Source organism: Alterluteimonas muca, from assembly GCF_021191595.1.
Taxonomy (GTDB): domain Bacteria; phylum Pseudomonadota; class Gammaproteobacteria; order Xanthomonadales; family Xanthomonadaceae; genus Luteimonas; species Luteimonas muca.
In genome coordinates, this window is sequence record NZ_JAIWPS010000010.1 from 105,733 (window position 1) to 122,489 (window position 16,757).

The 16,757-nt window shown below is 70.7% G+C and carries 16 protein-coding genes and 1 riboswitch; of the genes, 6 read left to right on the forward strand and 10 right to left on the reverse strand.

All coding sequences use genetic code 11. From position 1 onward, the window contains the following. Nucleotides 1-67: 67 nt before the first annotated feature. Nucleotides 68-928: a 16S rRNA (cytidine(1402)-2'-O)-methyltransferase gene (gene rsmI / locus LDO11_RS12205; RefSeq protein ID WP_232141786.1), complete on the reverse strand. Its 861-nt coding sequence runs from the start codon at nt 926-928 to the stop codon at nt 68-70. A gap of 62 nt (nt 929-990) precedes the next feature. Here rsmI and LDO11_RS12210 point away from each other — a divergent pair, with 62 nt between their 5' ends. The 4 genes from LDO11_RS12210 (at nt 991) to LDO11_RS12225 (ending at nt 6,176) form a co-directional block, all read left to right on the forward strand. Continuing rightward, nucleotides 991-2,376, forward strand: a complete 1,386-nt coding sequence (locus LDO11_RS12210) for a penicillin-binding protein activator (RefSeq protein WP_232141787.1) — start codon at nt 991-993, stop codon at nt 2,374-2,376. 40 nt (nt 2,377-2,416) lie between these two features. Further along, on the forward strand, nt 2,417-2,806 hold the full coding sequence (locus LDO11_RS12215; RefSeq protein WP_232141788.1) for a YraN family protein: 390 nt from the start codon (nt 2,417-2,419) through the stop codon (nt 2,804-2,806). 112 nt (nt 2,807-2,918) lie between these two features. Next, nucleotides 2,919-4,199 carry an APC family permease gene (locus LDO11_RS12220; protein ID WP_232141789.1) on the forward strand — a complete coding sequence of 427 codons (1,281 nt, stop codon included), beginning with the start codon at nt 2,919-2,921 and terminating at the stop codon, nt 4,197-4,199. Nucleotides 4,200-4,991: 792 nt separating this feature from the next. Next, a complete protein-coding gene (locus LDO11_RS12225) occupies nt 4,992-6,176 on the forward strand; it encodes a MalY/PatB family protein (protein WP_232141790.1) in 1,185 nt (394 codons plus the stop codon). 131 nt (nt 6,177-6,307) lie between these two features. Here the strand turns inward: LDO11_RS12225 and thiL are convergent, their stop codons facing one another. The 9 genes from thiL to glyA all read right to left on the reverse strand — a co-directional run bounded on the left by thiL (nt 6,308) and on the right by glyA (nt 13,725). Next, nucleotides 6,308-7,264 carry a thiamine-phosphate kinase gene (gene thiL / locus LDO11_RS12230; protein WP_232141791.1) on the reverse strand — a complete coding sequence of 319 codons (957 nt, stop codon included), beginning with the start codon at nt 7,262-7,264 and terminating at the stop codon, nt 6,308-6,310. 60 nt (nt 7,265-7,324) lie between these two features. Further along, a complete protein-coding gene (gene nusB / locus LDO11_RS12235; RefSeq protein WP_232141792.1) occupies nt 7,325-7,783 on the reverse strand; it encodes a transcription antitermination factor NusB in 459 nt (152 codons plus the stop codon). Further along, complete coding sequence (gene ribH / locus LDO11_RS12240) at nt 7,780-8,247, reverse strand: 6,7-dimethyl-8-ribityllumazine synthase (RefSeq protein ID WP_232141793.1); 468 nt, start codon at nt 8,245-8,247, stop codon at nt 7,780-7,782. Before ribH ends, nusB begins: the two co-directional genes overlap by 4 nt. 27 nt (nt 8,248-8,274) lie before the next feature. Next, entirely contained in the window at nt 8,275-9,411 is a 1,137-nt protein-coding gene (gene ribB / locus LDO11_RS12245) for a 3,4-dihydroxy-2-butanone-4-phosphate synthase (protein ID WP_232141794.1), read from the reverse strand. Between the two features lie 9 nt (nt 9,412-9,420). Continuing rightward, nucleotides 9,421-10,041, reverse strand: a complete 621-nt coding sequence (locus LDO11_RS12250) for a riboflavin synthase (protein WP_232141795.1) — start codon at nt 10,039-10,041, stop codon at nt 9,421-9,423. A gap of 67 nt (nt 10,042-10,108) precedes the next feature. Further along, nucleotides 10,109-10,263: riboswitch (FMN riboswitch) on the reverse strand. 102 nt (nt 10,264-10,365) lie between these two features. Next, nucleotides 10,366-11,475 carry a bifunctional diaminohydroxyphosphoribosylaminopyrimidine deaminase/5-amino-6-(5-phosphoribosylamino)uracil reductase RibD gene (gene ribD / locus LDO11_RS12255; protein WP_232141796.1) on the reverse strand — a complete coding sequence of 370 codons (1,110 nt, stop codon included), beginning with the start codon at nt 11,473-11,475 and terminating at the stop codon, nt 10,366-10,368. Nucleotides 11,476-11,521: 46 nt separating this feature from the next. Next, the gene (locus tag LDO11_RS12260; RefSeq protein WP_232141797.1) at nt 11,522-11,839 is read right to left on the reverse strand and encodes a hypothetical protein; all 318 of its coding nucleotides are present in this window, start codon (nt 11,837-11,839) and stop codon (nt 11,522-11,524) included. A gap of 29 nt (nt 11,840-11,868) precedes the next feature. Further along, complete coding sequence (gene nrdR / locus LDO11_RS12265) at nt 11,869-12,405, reverse strand: transcriptional regulator NrdR (RefSeq protein WP_100321799.1); 537 nt, start codon at nt 12,403-12,405, stop codon at nt 11,869-11,871. A 51-nt stretch (nt 12,406-12,456) separates the two neighbouring features. Next, complete coding sequence (gene glyA / locus LDO11_RS12270; RefSeq protein ID WP_232141798.1) at nt 12,457-13,725, reverse strand: serine hydroxymethyltransferase; 1,269 nt, start codon at nt 13,723-13,725, stop codon at nt 12,457-12,459. 236 nt (nt 13,726-13,961) lie between these two features. On the opposite strand from glyA, the gene ettA reads away from it, so the two are divergent. Further along, on the forward strand, nt 13,962-15,626 hold the full coding sequence (ettA, locus tag LDO11_RS12275) for an energy-dependent translational throttle protein EttA (RefSeq protein ID WP_129136737.1): 1,665 nt from the start codon (nt 13,962-13,964) through the stop codon (nt 15,624-15,626). 315 nt (nt 15,627-15,941) lie between these two features. Beyond that, nucleotides 15,942-16,754: an orotidine-5'-phosphate decarboxylase gene (gene pyrF / locus LDO11_RS12280; RefSeq protein ID WP_232141799.1), complete on the forward strand. Its 813-nt coding sequence runs from the start codon at nt 15,942-15,944 to the stop codon at nt 16,752-16,754. Nucleotides 16,755-16,757 lie beyond the last annotated feature (3 nt).

Consider the following 16,757-nt stretch of genomic DNA (forward strand, 5'->3'; position numbering starts at 1 on the left):
CATGTCGGCCGCACCAGCGGCCGGGCCAGACGCAACGGGCGATCCATCGCCATTCCTGTCACCGGTGCTACGGGTGCTGGTGCGGGTTTTCGTTGCCGCCGCCATACAGCGCCTTGCGCGGCGCGCCGGTGATCTCCGCGGCCAGCCGCGCCGCCGAAGAAGGCGGCAGGTGCGCCGAGAGCAGCATGTAGACACGCCGGCCTTCGGCCAGCTGGGCATCGGCATCTTCGCCGGCACCCTGCACGACCACGACGAACTCGCCTTTCCGCTGGTTCGGATCGGCGTCGACCTGCGCCTGCAGGTCGGCGAGGCTGCCGTCGAGCACGGTCTCGAACAGCTTGGTCAGCTCGCGGGCGAGCGCCGCGGGGCGGTCGTCGCCGAATGCGCCGCGCATGTCGCCCAGGGTCTCGGCGATACGGTGCGAGGATTCGTAGAACACCAGTGTGCGCGGCTCGCCGGCCAGCCGCGCCAGCGCCTCGCGTCGCGCTGCCGCCTTCGCCGGCAGGAAGCCCTCGAAAGTGAAGCGGTCGCTGGGCAGGCCGGCGACGCTGAGCGCCGCGACCACCGCGCTCGGCCCCGGAACCGGGCTGACGCGCACACCCGCCGCGCGGGCAGCGCGCACCAGGCGGAAGCCGGGGTCGCTGACCAGCGGCGTGCCGGCATCGCTGACCAGCGCCAGCGATTCGCCAGCGACGAGCCTCGCGACCACCCGCCCGGCCAATGCATCCTCGTTGTGCTCGTGCAACGCCAGCGCCGGCGTATCGATGCCGAAATGCGCCAGCAGCGCGCGCGTGTGGCGGGTGTCCTCGGCACAGATCGCATCGACGTCGCGCAACACCTGCTGCGCGCGCGGCGAAAGATCGGCGAGGTTGCCGATCGGGGTGGCGACGACGTGCAGCACGCCGCGGGCATCGGGGGAAGCGGCCAATCGTGTCTCCACACTCGGGGTCGGTAGAATCCTAGCCGTTTCTCCCTTCCGGACCGGTTTCCATGCGCAACCAGGCAAGTCGCCTTTCCCGCACGCTCCTGCTGACGGCCGCACTGCTGCTGGCCGGCTGCGCATCGGTGACGTTCGCGCCGACGGCGCCACCGCCAGTCCCGACCGATCCGAACCTGGTCGCCGCGAATGAACTGGCGCAGCGCTACCCCACCCTACGCGGGCCGGAACGCGCGCAGGCCGCGCAGGCGATCGAGCAGCTGCTGTCCACGGTGCCCGACCAGGCACTGACGGATTTCGCCGCCGGCCTGCCGGAGGGCGATCCCATGTATGCGCACGCCGGCCGCGTGCTGCAGGCGCGCGGGCTGCCGCTGCCGCGCCCCTACGACCTGGCCGCGCTGTGGGCGGTGCACGCAGGCAACCGGCCGCCGGCCGACCACGACGGCTATCGCCCGCCGATGCGGCTGGGCGTGCTGCTGCCGCTGTCGGGCAACCTCGCCACCGCGGCCGCGCCGGTGCGCGACGGGCTGCTGGCCGGGTATTACGGCGAGCGTCGCAACCGCCCGGAACTGGTGTTCTACGACACCGCCGGCGGTGCCGGTGCGGCCTACGAGCGTGCGGTAACCGAAGGTGCCGACTACGTGCTCGGCCCGCTCGGCCAGGACGAGGTCGCCGCCCTGCTCGCCCGCCCCGATCGCCTGCAGGTGCCGGTGCTCGCGCTCAACCGCGCCGGCGAAGGCGCCCCGGCCGGCTCCTTCAGCTTTGCGCTGGCACCCGAGGACGACGGCACCGCGGCCGCCGACTACCTGCTTGCGCGCAACGTGCGCCAGGTGCTGGTGCTCAACGGCGGTGACGGCACTGCGCGCCGCAGCGTCGATGCTTTCCGCAAGCGTCTGGAAGCCGGTGGCGGCGCGGTCAGCGACATGCTGGTGGTCACCGGCGAAACCCCGGCCGACATGACCGAGGCGATGCGCACCGCGATGCTGAAGGACAACGGCGCACAGGCGGTGTTCCTGGCCCTGCGCGTGGCGCAGGCGCGCGCGATCGCCCCGCAGCTGGTGGCGGCCGGGTTCGCCACGCGCCCGCGCATCGGCACCTCGCAGCTGTATTCGAGCGGACGCTCCGAACAGGACTCCGTGCTCGACGGCATCGTGTTCCCGACCGAGCGCTGGGCAGCGGCCGGCGTGGCCGGCCTGCCGATGGCCTCGACGGTGGCATCGTCGCTGCCGACCGCGCGTGGCCCAGCCGCGCGGCTGTTTGCGTTCGGTTACGACGCCTGGCTGCTGACCGCTTTCATGGAGCGCCTGGTCACCGGCGACGAGGCGGAGCTGCGCGGCGCGACCGGGCTGCTGCGCATCGACGGTGAAGGCAATATCGTGCGCGCGCCGTCGTGGGCCACCTTTACCGGCGGCCACGTGGTGCCGGTCGCCGACCGCTGATCCACTGACCGCGCGCAGGATGCGCGCCACCGGAGGCAGGATGCCCAACCCGATCGACAGGCGCGCGGCGACCGCGAAACGACGCCGCGGCGACGCCGTCGAGCAGCTCGCCCGCGACCTGCTGCACGCGCACGGCCTGCGGGATGTCGCCCGCAACGCCGGTTACCGCGTCGGCGAGCTCGACCTGGTGATGCGCGACGGCACCACGCTGGTGTTCGTCGAGGTGCGCTACCGCCGCAATGCGGGTTATGGCGGCGGCGCGGAATCGATCGATGCGCGCAAGCGCCTGCGACTGGTACGCGCCGCGCAGGTGTTCCTGTCGCGCCACCCGCGCTGGATGGCGGCCCCCTGTCGTTTCGACGTCGTCGAGGCCAGCGGCGAGCCGCCGCGGCTGCAGTGGATCCGCGACGCGTTCCGCGCCGACGACTGACGCCCAGGCCCGCTCCGCGTGAGGCCTGCCCGCGCCAGCGACGCGGTTACCATCGGATGCTCACGCTGCGGGGGACGCGTCGCTGGACACATCCGATCCATCCACCACCCGGGTGCCGGTGCAGGCCGGCCTGCTGCGCGCGGTCGGGCGCTGGCAGATCGTCGGCCTGTCGATCAACGACGTCGTCGGCAGTGGCATCTATCTGCTGCCGGCCATCGCGTTCGGCCTGCTCGGGCCCTTCAGCGTGTGGGCGGTGCTGCTGGCCGGGCTGACCGTCGCGCTGCTGGTGCTGTGCTACGCCAAGGCGGCGAGCTACTTCGAACAGCCTGGAGGCAGCTATCTCTATGCCCGCGAGGCGTTCGGGCCGTTCGTGGGCTTCCAGGTCGGCTGGACGATCTGGCTGACCCGCATCAGCGTTGCCGCGTCGCTGTCGAATGGCCTGGCCGATGCGGTCGCGCGGTTCTGGCCTGCGGCGGGCGATGGCAGCGGTCGCGTGGCGGTGATCGGCGGATCCCTGCTGCTGCTGACAGCGATCAACATCGCCGGTGTGCGCTGGGCGGCGCGCGCGGCGATGGTGCTGGTGGTGGGCAAACTGCTGCCGCTGCTGCTGTTCGTGTTCATCGGCCTGTTCCATGTCGACTGGGGCCTGGCCGCGGGTGGGCCGCCGACGTCACTGTCCGGCGACGGTGCGGCCGAAGCCGCGCTGCTCCTCCTGTTCGCGTACGCCGGCTTCGAGAACCTGCCCGCCGCCGCCGGCGAGTACCGCAACCCGCAACGCAACGTGCCGTTCGCGCTGGTGACGATGATCGCGCTGGTGACGCTGCTGTATGCCGCGGTGCAGCTGGTGGCGCAGGGCACGCTGCCGGGCATCGCCGCGTCGACCACGCCGCTGGCGGATGCCGCGGCCGTGTTCGGCGGCGAGGGACTGGCCCTGCTGCTTACTATCGGCGCGGCGCTGTCGATCCTCGGCACCAACAACAACACCATGCTGCTCGGCCCGCGCTTCCTGCATGCGCTGGCCGCGGACGGCTACGGCCCGGCGGCGCTGTCGCGCGTACACCCGCGGTTCCGCACGCCGATGGCCGCGATCGTGGTGCAGTGCGTGCTCGCGCTGGCACTGGCGCTGTCGGGTTCGTTCGTGCAGCTGGCACTGCTGTCGATGGTCACGCGGTTGCTGGCCTACATCTCCACCGCCGCCAGCGTGCTGGTGCTGCGGCGCCGGCATGGCGATCCTCCCGGCACGCTGCGCCTGCCCGGCGGCGCGCTGATCCCGGTGGCGGCACTGCTGCTGGGCATCACCCTGCTGCTGGGCGCCAGCACCACCAACCTGCTGGCAGTGGGCGTGGCGATCCTCGTCGGCAGCGTCATCTACCGGTTTCCGCGCAAGGCGTAGACGCGGCGGATGCGTCTGGAATGCCCAGGCAACGCATTGACGCGGATTCGGTGTGCAGCCTGCGCGCCGTACATGGCGTCTTCGCGAGGCCAGTGCCCTGGGACAACCCGCGCCACGCAAGTCACCAGGCTGTGCTCGCGGACCCTGAGCCGGGTCTCCGGGCAATGGATGTCCGGGTAGCCCGCCACGGCCACAGGGGGATGCCCAGCCGGATATCTCCGCGTCCTGCTACCACATCCGGCCGCCGGCCATCCATGGCCGGCTCTGGACATCCCCCTGCGTCCGCGGCGGGCACCGACCGGTCGTCGCATCGGCGCGAAAGATCCAAATCAAAAGCAGGAACGAGCGCGTCGTCGTTGCAGACGATTGCAGCGGGACCGCTCCTGCTTCCTGCTCTTCGTGCCGAAGCCCGCGATTGCCTGAGCCCGTCGCGTGCGCCGGGGGGTGTGCTCCCAGCCGGCCATGGATGGCCGGCGGCCGGCCGTGGTAGCTGGACGCGGACTCCGGCCGGGGGAGCACCCCCCCCCCCGGGGGGCGCGCCGGGCGGCGCGCGGCACAACGAAGCGACACAGGGCCGCACGAACACTCCCGATCTGCTTCAGTGCCGCATCTCTGGACGAGCCCGACGAAACGCCGGAACGATACTCTGCGCAGTCCTGCGAATTGGCCCACCGATGGGCCCCCGGCCGACGAGTTATCCATGAGCGTTCGGACGGCCCGGGTGCGAGCACCCTCCGCGCCATCAGGAACGGAGTCCGCCGGAGTCCGCCAGGCGGTTCGTCCTAGACTGCAATGCCAGCAGCACCGAGGACCACCGTGGACTTCGCCACCCGGATCGACGCCCTCACCCACGATCAGCTGCGCGCGGCTGGCGGACTCAAGTGGAACGCGTTCCCCGACTGCATCGGTGCGTTCGTTGCCGAGATGGATTTCGGGATCGCGCCAGCGATCGCCGATGCCCTGCACGCCGCGATCGCGGATGGCCGCACCGGCTACCTGTCGACCCCGCTGACCAACGCGCTCGCCGAAGCCTGTGCCGGGTGGCACGCGAGCGCCTATGGCTGGAACGTCGAGCCCGCACGCATCCACCCGCTGCCCGACGTGCTGACCGGGCTGGAGCTGGCGCTGCGGCATCTGTTGCCGCCGGGTGCGCCGGTGGTGCTGCCGACGCCCAGCTACATGCCGTTCCTGCCGCTGCTGCATTTGCTCGGGCACCCGGTGATCGAAGTGCCGATGCTGGATGTCGACGGCCACTGGCGCTTCGACGAGGACGCCCTGGATGCGGCCTTCGCGCATGGGGCGAAGCTGCTGCTGCTGTGCAACCCGCACAACCCGATCGGCCGCGTGTACACGCGCGAGGAACTCGCGCGGCTGTCCGCCATCGTTGCCCGCCACGATGCACGCGTGTTCAGCGACGAGATCCACGCGCCGCTGGTGTTCGCACCGCACCGGCATCTGCCCTACGCCGCAGTGAACGCCGACGCTGCGGCGCAGGCGATCACCGCCACGTCCGCCTCCAAGGGCTGGAACCTGCCCGGCCTGAAGTGCGCGCAGCTGATCCTGACCAACGACGACGACCAGCGGCGCTGGCGTGCGATGGAGCCGCTGGCCGGACATGCCACCGCCACCCTAGGCGTCATCGGCAATACCGTCGCCTACCGCGAGGCTGGCGACTGGCTGGCGGAAGTGCTCGCCTACCTCGCCGGCAATCGCGCACTGCTGATGCAGCGCGTGCGCGATGAGATGCCCGGCATCGGTTGTCGCAAACCCGAAGGCACCTATCTGGCATGGCTGGACTGCCGCACGCTGGGCCCGGGGCCGCATGCGCCGCGGTTCCGGGCGGCCGGCGTGGCGCTCACCGACGGAGCGGACTGCGGCCGCGGCGGCGAGGGGTTCGTGCGGATCAACTTCGCGATGCCGCGACCGTTGCTGGAGGAAGCGCTGACACGGATGGCAGGCGCGGTCGGCAGGACCTGAGCGCATATCCGGGCCGGCCGTGGACGGCGGTCCGGTGCGCTGCCGAGGCACGGCCGGCTTCGAGTTCCCACCGCACTGGCTTGCTGGCGACGCGCGGCATCAGGTCGCCGACGCCACGCGCGAGCATGCCGCTACCCCATGAAATGCTCGTAGCCTGCGCGCGTGCCGGTCCACGGGGTGCCGTCCGCGGTCCGGCATTGCAGGCCGCCGTCGGCACGCATCCGGCCGATCGGGGTTACCGTGATCCCGGCGCCTTCCGCCGCCGCGCGCACGGCGTCATGCAGTGCGGGCGGTGCGGTGAAGCAGAGTTCGTAATCATCGCCGCCACCGGCCTGCAGGCTGCGACGCAGCGCCGCGTCGGCGCAGGCCGCATGCAACGCGGGCGATGCCGGCAGCGCGTCGACATCGACTTCCGCGCCGATGCGGCTGGCGGTGAGCACATGACCGAGGTCCGCCAACAGGCCGTCGGAGACATCGATCGCCGACGTCGCCAGCCCCGCCAGCGCGAGCCCGAGCGCGACGCGTGGCGATGGCCGGTCCAGCCGCGCGCGCAACGCCGCCGGCACCGTCTCGCCGCGCGACCAGCCGCGCAGGGCCGCCGCCGCGTCACCGAGCGTGCCGCTCACCCAGAGCTCGTCGCCTGCGCGTGCGCCATCGCGCCGCAGCGCATGCCCGGGCGCGACATGGCCGATCGCGGTCACGCACAGCGACAGCGGCCCGCGGGTGGTATCGCCACCCACCAGCGCGACCCCGTGCAGCGCCGCCAGTTCCAGCAGACCACCCAGCAGGGCGTCGGCACGCGCGCGGTCGGCGTCGGGCAGCGAGAGCGAAAGCGTGCACCAGGACGGCACCGCGCCCATCGCCGCGAGGTCGGACAGGTTCACCGCCAGCGCCTTCCAGCCGATATCGGCTGGAGCGGTGTCGTCTGGGAAATGCACGCCCGCATTGAGCGTGTCGGTGCACACCACCAGCTGGCGGCCGGGTGGCGGCTGCAGCACCGCGGCATCGTCACCGATGCCGAGCACCACGTCGTCGCGGCTGCCGGCACGTGCGCGGATGCGCGCGATGAGGTCGAACTCGCCGCTCATGCCGGCGCGATCGCCGTGGGAATGACGCGGAGGCGGGCGCTCATCGCATGGCCGGGCACGTCAGCCGCGCGGGGCCTGCACCTCGGTCGCGCGCCATGTGGCGGCGGCGCGGTCGAGCACGCCGTTGACGTAGATATGGCCGTGTTCGGAGCCGAAGCGCTTGACGGTCTTCAGCGCCTCGTCGATGACCACCCGGTAGGGCACGTCGATGCGGTGCTGCAACTCGTAGCCGGCAATGCGCAGCATCGCGCGCTCGATCTGGTCGACCTCCTCGATGCGGCGGTCGAGGAACGGCTGCAGGGCTTCGTCGAGCGCGCGGCGGTGGGTGATCACGCCGCGCACCAGGTCCTCGAAATACTCGAGGTCGGCCACTTCATTGGCCTGTTCGTGGGCGAACTGCGCGATCACCGCGGTCGCCTCGCCACCGCTCACCTGCCAGGCGTACACCGCCTGCAATGCACGCCGGCGCGCGCGCGTGCGCAGCACCGGGTCGATACCGGAACGCTGGGGGCGGGTCATGGCAGCTTCTCCATCAGGTCACTCATCTCGATCGCCACCAGCGCGCACTCCTCGCCCTTGTTGCCATGGCTGCCACCGGCGCGGCGCTCGGCATCGTCGGCATCGTCGACCGCCAGCACGCCATTGGTCACCGGCACGCCGAACTCCAGCTGCAGCTGCATCAGGGCTTCCGCGCAGTAGTCGGCGACATGCTCGAAGTGGCGGGTATCGCCGCGGATCACGCAGCCCAGCGCCAGCAGCGCGACGTGGCTGCGCATCGAGGCCACGCGCGCGGCGGCCACGGGAATCTCCCAGGCGCCGGGCACGCGGACCACGTCGATAGCGTCGTCGGGCACGCCGTTGTCGGCGAAGACCTTGCGCGCGCCGGCCACCAGCGCGTCGGTGATGCGCGGGTTCCAGCGGCTGGCGATGATGGCGAAACGCGCGCCCTGCGGCGGTTGCAGGTCGCCTTCGTAATGACTCATGCGGGGGACTCCGGGGAAGGCGGCAGTTTAACCCGCGAGGGTCGCGGGACCGGTGGCGAGCATGGCCGGCTCGATGGTGTCCACCACCTCCAGGCCGAAGCCGGACAGCCCGACCTGCCGCCGCGGCGTGCCCAGCACGCGCAGGCGGCGCAGGCCGAGGTCGGCGAGGATCTGTGCACCGGCACCGTTGCGACGCCACTGGCCGACATCCTTGCCCTTGCCCGCCGTCGTGGACTCCGGCTGCGAGCGCACGCGCGACAGCAGTGCATCGGAATCGCGTGGCGACGACAGCACCACCAGCACGCCCTCACCGGCGTCGGCGATCGCACGCAGCGCATCGGTGGTGGACACGCCGAAGTCCTCGCGGCGCCAGCGCAGCAGGTCCGACAGCGGATTCTCCACGTGCACGCGCACCAGCGCCGGCCGCTCCGCCGAGGGCGTGCCGCGCACCAGCGCGAAATGCAGCTCGTGGGCGATGCGGTCGCGGTAGGTCACCAGCCGGAACGGACCGGCATCGGTCTCGACGTCGCGCTCGTCGACGCGCTCAACGGTGTGCTCGGTGGCCAGCCGGTAGGCGATGAGGTCGGCGATCGAGCCGATCTTGAGGCCGTGCTCGCGTGCGAACACTTCCAGCTCGGGGCGCCGGGCCATGGTGCCGTCGGCATTGAGGATCTCCACCAGCACGCCGGCGGGCTCCAGCCCGGCGAGTTCGGCGAGATCGGCGGTGGCCTCGGTATGGCCGGCGCGGGTCAGCACGCCGCCGGGCTGCGCGATCAGCGGGAAGATGTGGCCCGGGCGGCTGAGGTCGGTCGGCTTGGCATCCGGGCGCACCGCGGTGCGGATGGTGTGCGCACGATCCGCCGCCGAGATGCCGGTGGTCACGCCCTCGGCCGCCTCGATGCTCACCGTGAAGTTGGTGGCGAACTGCGCGGTGTTGGACTGGACCATCGGCTCCAGGCCCAGCTGGCGGCTGCGCGGCTGCGAGATCGACAGGCACACCAGGCCACGGCCGTGGGTGACCATGAAATTGATGTCGGTGGCCCTGACCAGTTCCGCGGCCATCACGAGGTCGCCCTCGTTCTCGCGGTCCTCGTCGTCGACGATGACGACCATGCGGCCAGCGCGGATTTCTTCGATCAGTTCGGGAATGGGGGCGAATGACATGGCGGTCCGTCAGGAAGCGGAAGGAAGCGCGGTGGGGCCGCGGTCGGCCAGCAGCCGCTCGACATAGCGCGCGACGAGATCGACCTCGAGGTTCACCGCATCGCCCACGCCGATGGCGGCGAACGCGGTATTGGCCACGGTGTGCGGCACCAGCGCCACCTCGAAGCCTTGTGCATCCACCGCATTGACGGTGAGGCTGACGCCGTCGACACAGATCGAACCCTTCTTCGCGATATAGCGCAGCAGCGCCGGCGGCGCCTCGAAGCGCCAGCGCTGCGCGCGCGCATCGTCGGTGATCGACGCCACCCGCCCGAGCCCGTCGACATGGCCGCTGACCAGGTGCCCGCCGAGACGGTCGCTGACGCGCAGCGCGCGTTCGAGGTTGACCGGGGCCTCGTCGGCCAGGCGGCCGAGCGTGGTCAGCGCCAGGGTCTCGGTGGAGACGTCGGCCTGGAAGCTCGCCGCGTCGAAAGCCACCACGGTCAGGCACACGCCGTTGACGGCGATGCTTTCCCCCAGCTGCGGGGTCTCGAACGGCAGGTTGCCGGTGGCGACGGTCAGGCGCAGGTCGCCGCCACGCGGCTCGCGTGCGGCAATCCGGCCGACCCCGGTGATGATTCCAGTGAACATGCTGCTGTCTTCCGCTGGGCGAAAGACGTCTGCGGACACGACGGACGCGCGGCTGCGCGCCGCGGAAACCCGTCTTCTTCCATCCGGACTGTAACCGTCGGCTCCGGCATTGGACCGGATCTGCTGACCTCCCGCGGCTGACGCCGAAGGAGCGCTCGCGGGCTCGTGCCATTGCTGGCACCTACCGCCGGTGGGGAGTTGCACCCCGCCCTGAAGACGCCTGGTGGTGGGAATGCCGGCTGGCCGGCAGCCCGGGATTCTAGCACCGGGCCCCGGCGCGCCCCCGGGGCGGCGGCAGACGCACCGTCCCGCCGGCGGCGCCGTTCAGGCCGTGGCGGACACGCGTGGCCGCAGGATCAGCCGCAGGTCGGCGCCGACCTGGCGGGTCTCCAGCGTTTCCAGCCCGATGCGCTGCGCCATGGTGCGCAGGTCGAGCCCGTCGAACAGCGGGCGCGCATCCTCGCCCAGCAGCAGCGGCGCGACGTACAGCACGATCTCGTCCACCAGCCCGGCCCTGAGCAGGCCGCCGGACAGCGAGGCGCCGGCCTCGACGTGGACCTCGTTGATCTGCAGGTCCGCGAGTGTTGCCATCACCGCAAGCAGGTCGAGGCGACCATCGCGGGTGGGCACGGCGGCGCGGGCGATGTCGAGATCGCGCGGCGGCCGCGCGTCCGGTGCATGCAGGTAGAGCGTGGGCGCATCGCCCTCGCGGATGCGGCCGCGGTGGGTGGTGGCGAGCCCGGCATCGAGCACCACCCGCAGCGGTGGCACGAATGGCGTGTCGTCATCGAAGCGCACGGTCAGCGCCGGGTCGTCGGCAAGCACGGTGCCGCTGGCGGTCAGGATCGCCCCGGCGCGGGCACGCCACTGGTGCACGTCGCGGCGCGACGCCTCGCCGCTGATCCATTTCGAATCGCCGTCGGCGGCGGCGGTGCGGCCGTCCAGGCTCATCGCGAGCTTCACCCGCACCCACGGGCGGCCGCGCTCCACCCGCGACAGGAAGCCGCGGTTGAGCTGGCGCGCCTGCGCCTCCATCAGCCCGGACGCGACGTCCACGCCGGCTGCGCGCAGGCGCTCGAAGCCGCGGCCGTCGACCTGCGGAAACGGATCGCGCATCGCGGCGATGACCTTCGACACCCCGGCGGCCAGCAACGCGTCCACGCATGGCGGGGTGCTGCCGGTGTGCGCGCAGGGTTCGAGCGTGACGTAGGCGGTGGCGCCGCGGGCGCGGCCACCGGCCGCGGCCAGTGCGACCACCTCGGCATGCGGCCCGCCGCGGCGGGCATGGAAGCCTTCGCCGACGACCTGGTCGGCGTGCGCGACCACGCAGCCGACCATCGGGTTGGGCTTCGTGGTGTACGCACCGCGTTCGGCCAGGCGCAGCGCGTGCGCCATCATCGCGTGGTCGATTGCTGTGAACGTGTTCGCGGTCATCGTCGCTCCGGGAAAAGGATGGGCGGCGAAACGCGCCGCGGACGCCTCAGGCGATCGAGGCCGGCAGCGCCAGCACCAGCAGGAACACCGCGACGATGCTCACCGCATCGATCAGCAGCGAGCCGCCCCAGGCGATGCCCACGGCCAGGCGGTCGCGCAGCGGATGCCGGCGCAGCAGCCACCAGATCCCGGCCACCAGCAGCGGCCATGCGAAGGCCAGCGGATACAGCCGTGCCCACGCCGCGGACAGTGCCGGCACGCCGGCATCGGCCTGCATGAACACCGGCACCAGCGTGCGATCCAGCAACCAGGGCAGCAACGCGCCGGGCAGTGACGCGACCAGCGCCTTCACCAGTCCCGCCACCGCGCCATCCGTGACCGCCGCGCCACGCCTCACCGCTTGCGGCCCTTGCCCTTGCCGCCCTTGTCGAAGGCGACCACGTCGCCGGCCAGCAGCGGCAGCTGCGCCTCGGCCGGCTGTTCGCGCTCGAGACGGTCGAGTTCCTCGCGGAAATCGGCGACATCCTGGAACGAGCGGTACACCGACGCGAAACGCACATAGCCCACATGGTCGAGCTTGCGCAGCTCGTCCATCACGAAGCCGCCGACCTGGATCGACGGCAACTCGCGCTCGCCGCTCATGCGCACCGCGTGCACCACCGCGCGCACCGCGGCCTCGATGCGTTCCTCCGACACCGGCCGCTTCTGCAGTGCCCGGTCGAAGCCGATGCGCAGTTTCCTGGCGTCGAACTGCTCGCGCCGGCCATCGGACTTGATGATCGCCGGCAGCTTGAGCTCGATCGTCTCCAGCGTGGAGCAGCGCTGGCCGCAGGCCTCGCACTCGCGACGGCGGCGGATCGTCGCGCCGTCCTCCGACACCCGCGAATCGATCACGCGGGTGTCGGTGTGCTGGCAGAACGGGCAATGCATCAGGCGGCCGCGCGCAGGGGCACGGCGTCGGTCAGCACATCGGCTCCGTGCTCAGCCATAGACCGGGTACTTCCGGCACTGCTCCGTCACCAGCGCGCGCACGCGCTCGATCACCGCCTCGTCTTCCGGGGCGTCGAGCACGTCGCACAGCCAGCCGGCCAGTTCCGCGCAATCGGCCTCGGTGTAGCCGCGGGTGGTGACCGCCGGCGTGCCGATGCGCAGCCCCGAGGTCACGAACGGCTTCTGCGGGTCGTTGGGCACCGCGTTCTTGTTGACGGTGATGTGGGCGCGGCCGAGTGCTTCCTCGGCGGCCTTGCCGGTCACGCCCTTGCCGATCATGTCGACCAGCATCAGGTGGTTCTCGGTGCCGCCGGACACGATGCGGTAGCCACGCTCGATGATCACCTTCGCCATCGCCTGCGCGTTCTTCACCACCTGCTGCTGGTAGGCCTTGAACTCCGGCTCCAGCGCTTCCTTGAACGCGACGGCCTTGGCGGCGATCACGTGCATCAGCGGGCCGCCCTGGATGCCCGGGAACACGATCGACTGCAGCTTCTTGACGATCTCGTCGGCGCGCTCGCCCATCGCGTCACGGCTGGCGACGATGATGCCGCCGCGCGGCCCGCGCAGCGTCTTGTGCGTGGTGGACGTGCAGACGTGCGCGTGCGGCACCGGATTCGGATACACGCCGGCCGCCACCAGCCCGGCGACGTGGGCCATGTCGACGAAGAAATACGCACCGACCCTGTCGGCGATCGCGCGGAAACGCGCCCAGTCGATGACCTGCGAATACGCCGAGAAACCGGCGATCACCATCTTCGGCTGGTGCTCGACCGCGAGCCGCTCGACCTCGTCGTAGTCGATCAGGCCCTGTTCGTCGACGCCGTACTGCACGGCGTTGAACAGCTTGCCCGACACGTTGACCCTGGCGCCGTGGGTGAGATGGCCCCCGTGGGCAAGGCTCATGCCGAGGATGGTGTCACCCGGTTGCAGCAGCGCCAGGTAGACGGCCTGGTTGGCCTGCGAGCCGGAATGCGGCTGCACGTTCGCATAGTCCGCGCCGAACAGTTCCCTGGCGCGGTCGATCGCCAGCTGTTCGGCGACGTCGACGTATTCGCAGCCGCCGTAGTAGCGCTTGCCCGGGTAGCCCTCGGCGTACTTGTTGGTGAGCTGGCTGCCCTGGGCCTCCATCACCCGCGGGCTTGCGTAGTTCTCGCTTGCGATCAGCTCGACGTGGTCTTCCTGGCGGCGCGCCTCGTCGGCAATCGCCCGGGCCAGCTCGGGATCGTAGGTTTCGATACGTGCATCGCGGGGGAACATCGTGACTCCACAGGCAGCGGGGGCGTGCCGTCGATTGTAGCCCCGCGCGCCGGTATCGGCCCCCGCGACCAGGGTCGGCCATGTGCCCCGGAAACCCGCCGGGCGCGCCGCTCCAGCTGAACCGGCGACCCCGCCACCGGGAGCCGGCCCGCGGGCGGACGCTATAATGCCCCGTTCCCGAATTCCCTTCGCGGCGCAGCCCCCGGCTCGCGTCGCCGTCCGCGTACGGAGCCTGCATGTCCTCGCAATACATCTACACCATGAACCGCGTGTCCAAGGTGGTTCCGCCCAAGCGGCAGATCATCAAGGACATCTCGCTGTCGTTCTTCCCGGGCGCCAAGATCGGCCTGCTCGGCCTCAACGGTTCCGGCAAGTCCACGGTGCTGCGGATCATGGCCGGCGTCGACCAGGACTTCGAGGGCGAGGCACGCCCGCAGCCCGGCACCAAGGTCGGCTACCTCGCGCAGGAACCGGAATTGAACCCCGAGCACACCGTGCGCCAGGCGGTCGAGGAAGGCGTGGGTGAAGTGCTGCAGGCGCAGGCGCGCCTGGAAGAGGTGTATGCCGCCTACGCCGAGGAAGGCGCGGATTTCGACGCGCTGGCCAAGGAGCAGGAGCGCCTCGAGGCGATCCTCGCCGCCGGTGACGCGCATACGCTGGAGAACCAGCTGGAAGTCGCCGCCGACGCGCTGCGCCTGCCGCCGTGGGATGCGGTGATCGGCAAGCTGTCGGGTGGCGAGAAGCGCCGTGTGGCGCTGTGCCGCCTGCTGCTGCAGAAGCCCGACATGCTGCTGCTCGACGAGCCCACCAACCATCTCGACGCCGAATCGGTGGAGTGGCTGGAACAGTTCCTCGCCCGCTACACCGGCACCGTGGTCGCCGTCACCCATGACCGCTACTTCCTCGACAACGCCGCCGAGTGGATCCTCGAACTCGACCGCGGCCGCGGGATTCCGTGGAAGGGCAACTACACCGAATGGCTGACGCAGAAGGAAGACCGCCTCAAGCAGGAAGACAACCAGGAAAAGGCGCGCCAGAAGGCGATCCAGAAGGAGCTCGAGTGGGCGCGGCAGAACGCCAAGGGCGGCCGCTCCAAGGGCAAGGCGCGTCTCGCCCGCATCGAGGAACTGCAGTCGGTCGATTACCAGAAGCGCAACGAGACCAACGAGATCTTCATCCCGCCGGGCGAGCGCCTGGGCAACAAGGTGATCGAGTTCAGGAACGTCTCGAAGAAGTTCGGCGACCGCCTGCTGATCGACGATCTGAGCTTCATGGTGCCGCCGGGTGCGATCGTCGGCATCATCGGGCCGAACGGCGCCGGCAAGTCGACGCTGTTCAAGATGATCACCGGGCAGGAACAGCCGGATTCGGGCTCGATCGACATCGGCCCGACCGTGAAGCTGGCCTACGTCGACCAGAGCCGCGATGCGCTGACGGGCAACCACAACGTGTTCCAGGAAGTCTCCGGCGGCCTCGACATCCTCAACATCAACGGTATCGAGATCCAGTCGCGCGCCTATATCGGGCGCTTCAACTTCAAGGGCCAGGACCAGCAGAAGCTGGTGGGCACGCTGTCGGGTGGTGAGCGCGGCCGCCTGCACATGGCCAAGACCCTGCTGCAGGGCGGCAACGTGCTGCTGCTCGACGAACCGTCCAACGACCTCGACATCGAGACCCTGCGTGCGCTCGAGGACGCGCTGCTGGAGTTCCCGGGCAACACCTTCGTGATCTCCCATGACCGCTGGTTCCTGGACCGCATCGCCACCCACATCCTCGCGTTCGAAGGCAACAGCCACGTGGAGTTCTTCCAGGGCAACTACCGCGAGTACGAGGAAGACAAGAAGCGCCGCATGGGCGACGACGCCGGCCCCAAGCGCCTGCGGTTCAAGGCCCTGAAGTGACGGCCTGACGCGCCCGCGTTCGCGCGGGCGCGTTGGCCAGGCCTTCAGCCCGACTGCTTCTGTCGGAGCGCTCGACGGCCGCGTGGCGGCCATCCCGGGCCACTGCGGTTGCGGTTGCGGTTGCGTGCGTAAGTCGGAGTTGCGCTGGAGGTCCGCGGATTGCGGATTACGATGATCCGGTGTCTTCCGGCGACCACCCACGGACGACACTGGACTCCCGCCTTCGCGGGAGTGACGGCAACCGTGCATGTCCGGCCCGGCCCGCTGTCCGCATGAATCCGCGGCATAAACATCGTTTGCGAGAGGAGGCATCCAATGGGTTTCATGCAGCAGCTCCGGCAACGCTGGGTCACGTCGGGTTCGCTGGTCTGTGTGGGGCTGGATCCCGAGCCCGCCAAGTTCCCCGCGAAGTTCAGCGGCGATCCCGATGCGGTGTTCGCGTTCTGCCGTGATATCGCCGATGCCACCGCGGAATTCGCCTGCGCGTTCAAGCCGCAGATCGCGCATTTCGCCGCGCTCGGCGCCGAGGACGCGCTGGAACGGCTGATCGCCCATCTGCATGCCGCGCACCCCGGGGTGCCGGTGATCCTCGATGCCAAGCGCGGCGATATCGGCAGCACCGCGCAGCGCTACGCGGTCGAAGCGTTCCAGCGCTACGACGCCGATGCGGTGACCGTGAACCCGTACCTCGGCCGCGACTCGGTGCAGCCGTTCCTGGACCACGCCGAGCGTGGCGTGGTGATCCTGTGCCGCACCTCCAACCCCGGTGCCGGCGACCTGCAGGATCTCGACGTGGGTGGCCGCCCGCTGTACCAGCACGTGGCCGGAACCATCGCCCGTGACTGGAACGCGCACGGCAACTGCGCGCTGGTGGTGGGTGCCACCTGGCCTGCCCAGCTGGCCGAGGTGCGCGCGATCGTCGGCGACATGCCCCTGCTGGTGCCGGGTGTCGGCGCCCAGGGCGGCGATGCCGAAGCGGTGGTGCGCAATGCGAAAAGCGCCGACGGCACCGGCCTGCTGGTGAGTTCGTCGCGCGCGATCCTGTACGCGTCGTCCGGCGACGATTACGCGGACGCCGCGGCCGACGCCGCACGCACGCTGCGCGACACCCTCGACGCCGCACGCTGAGGA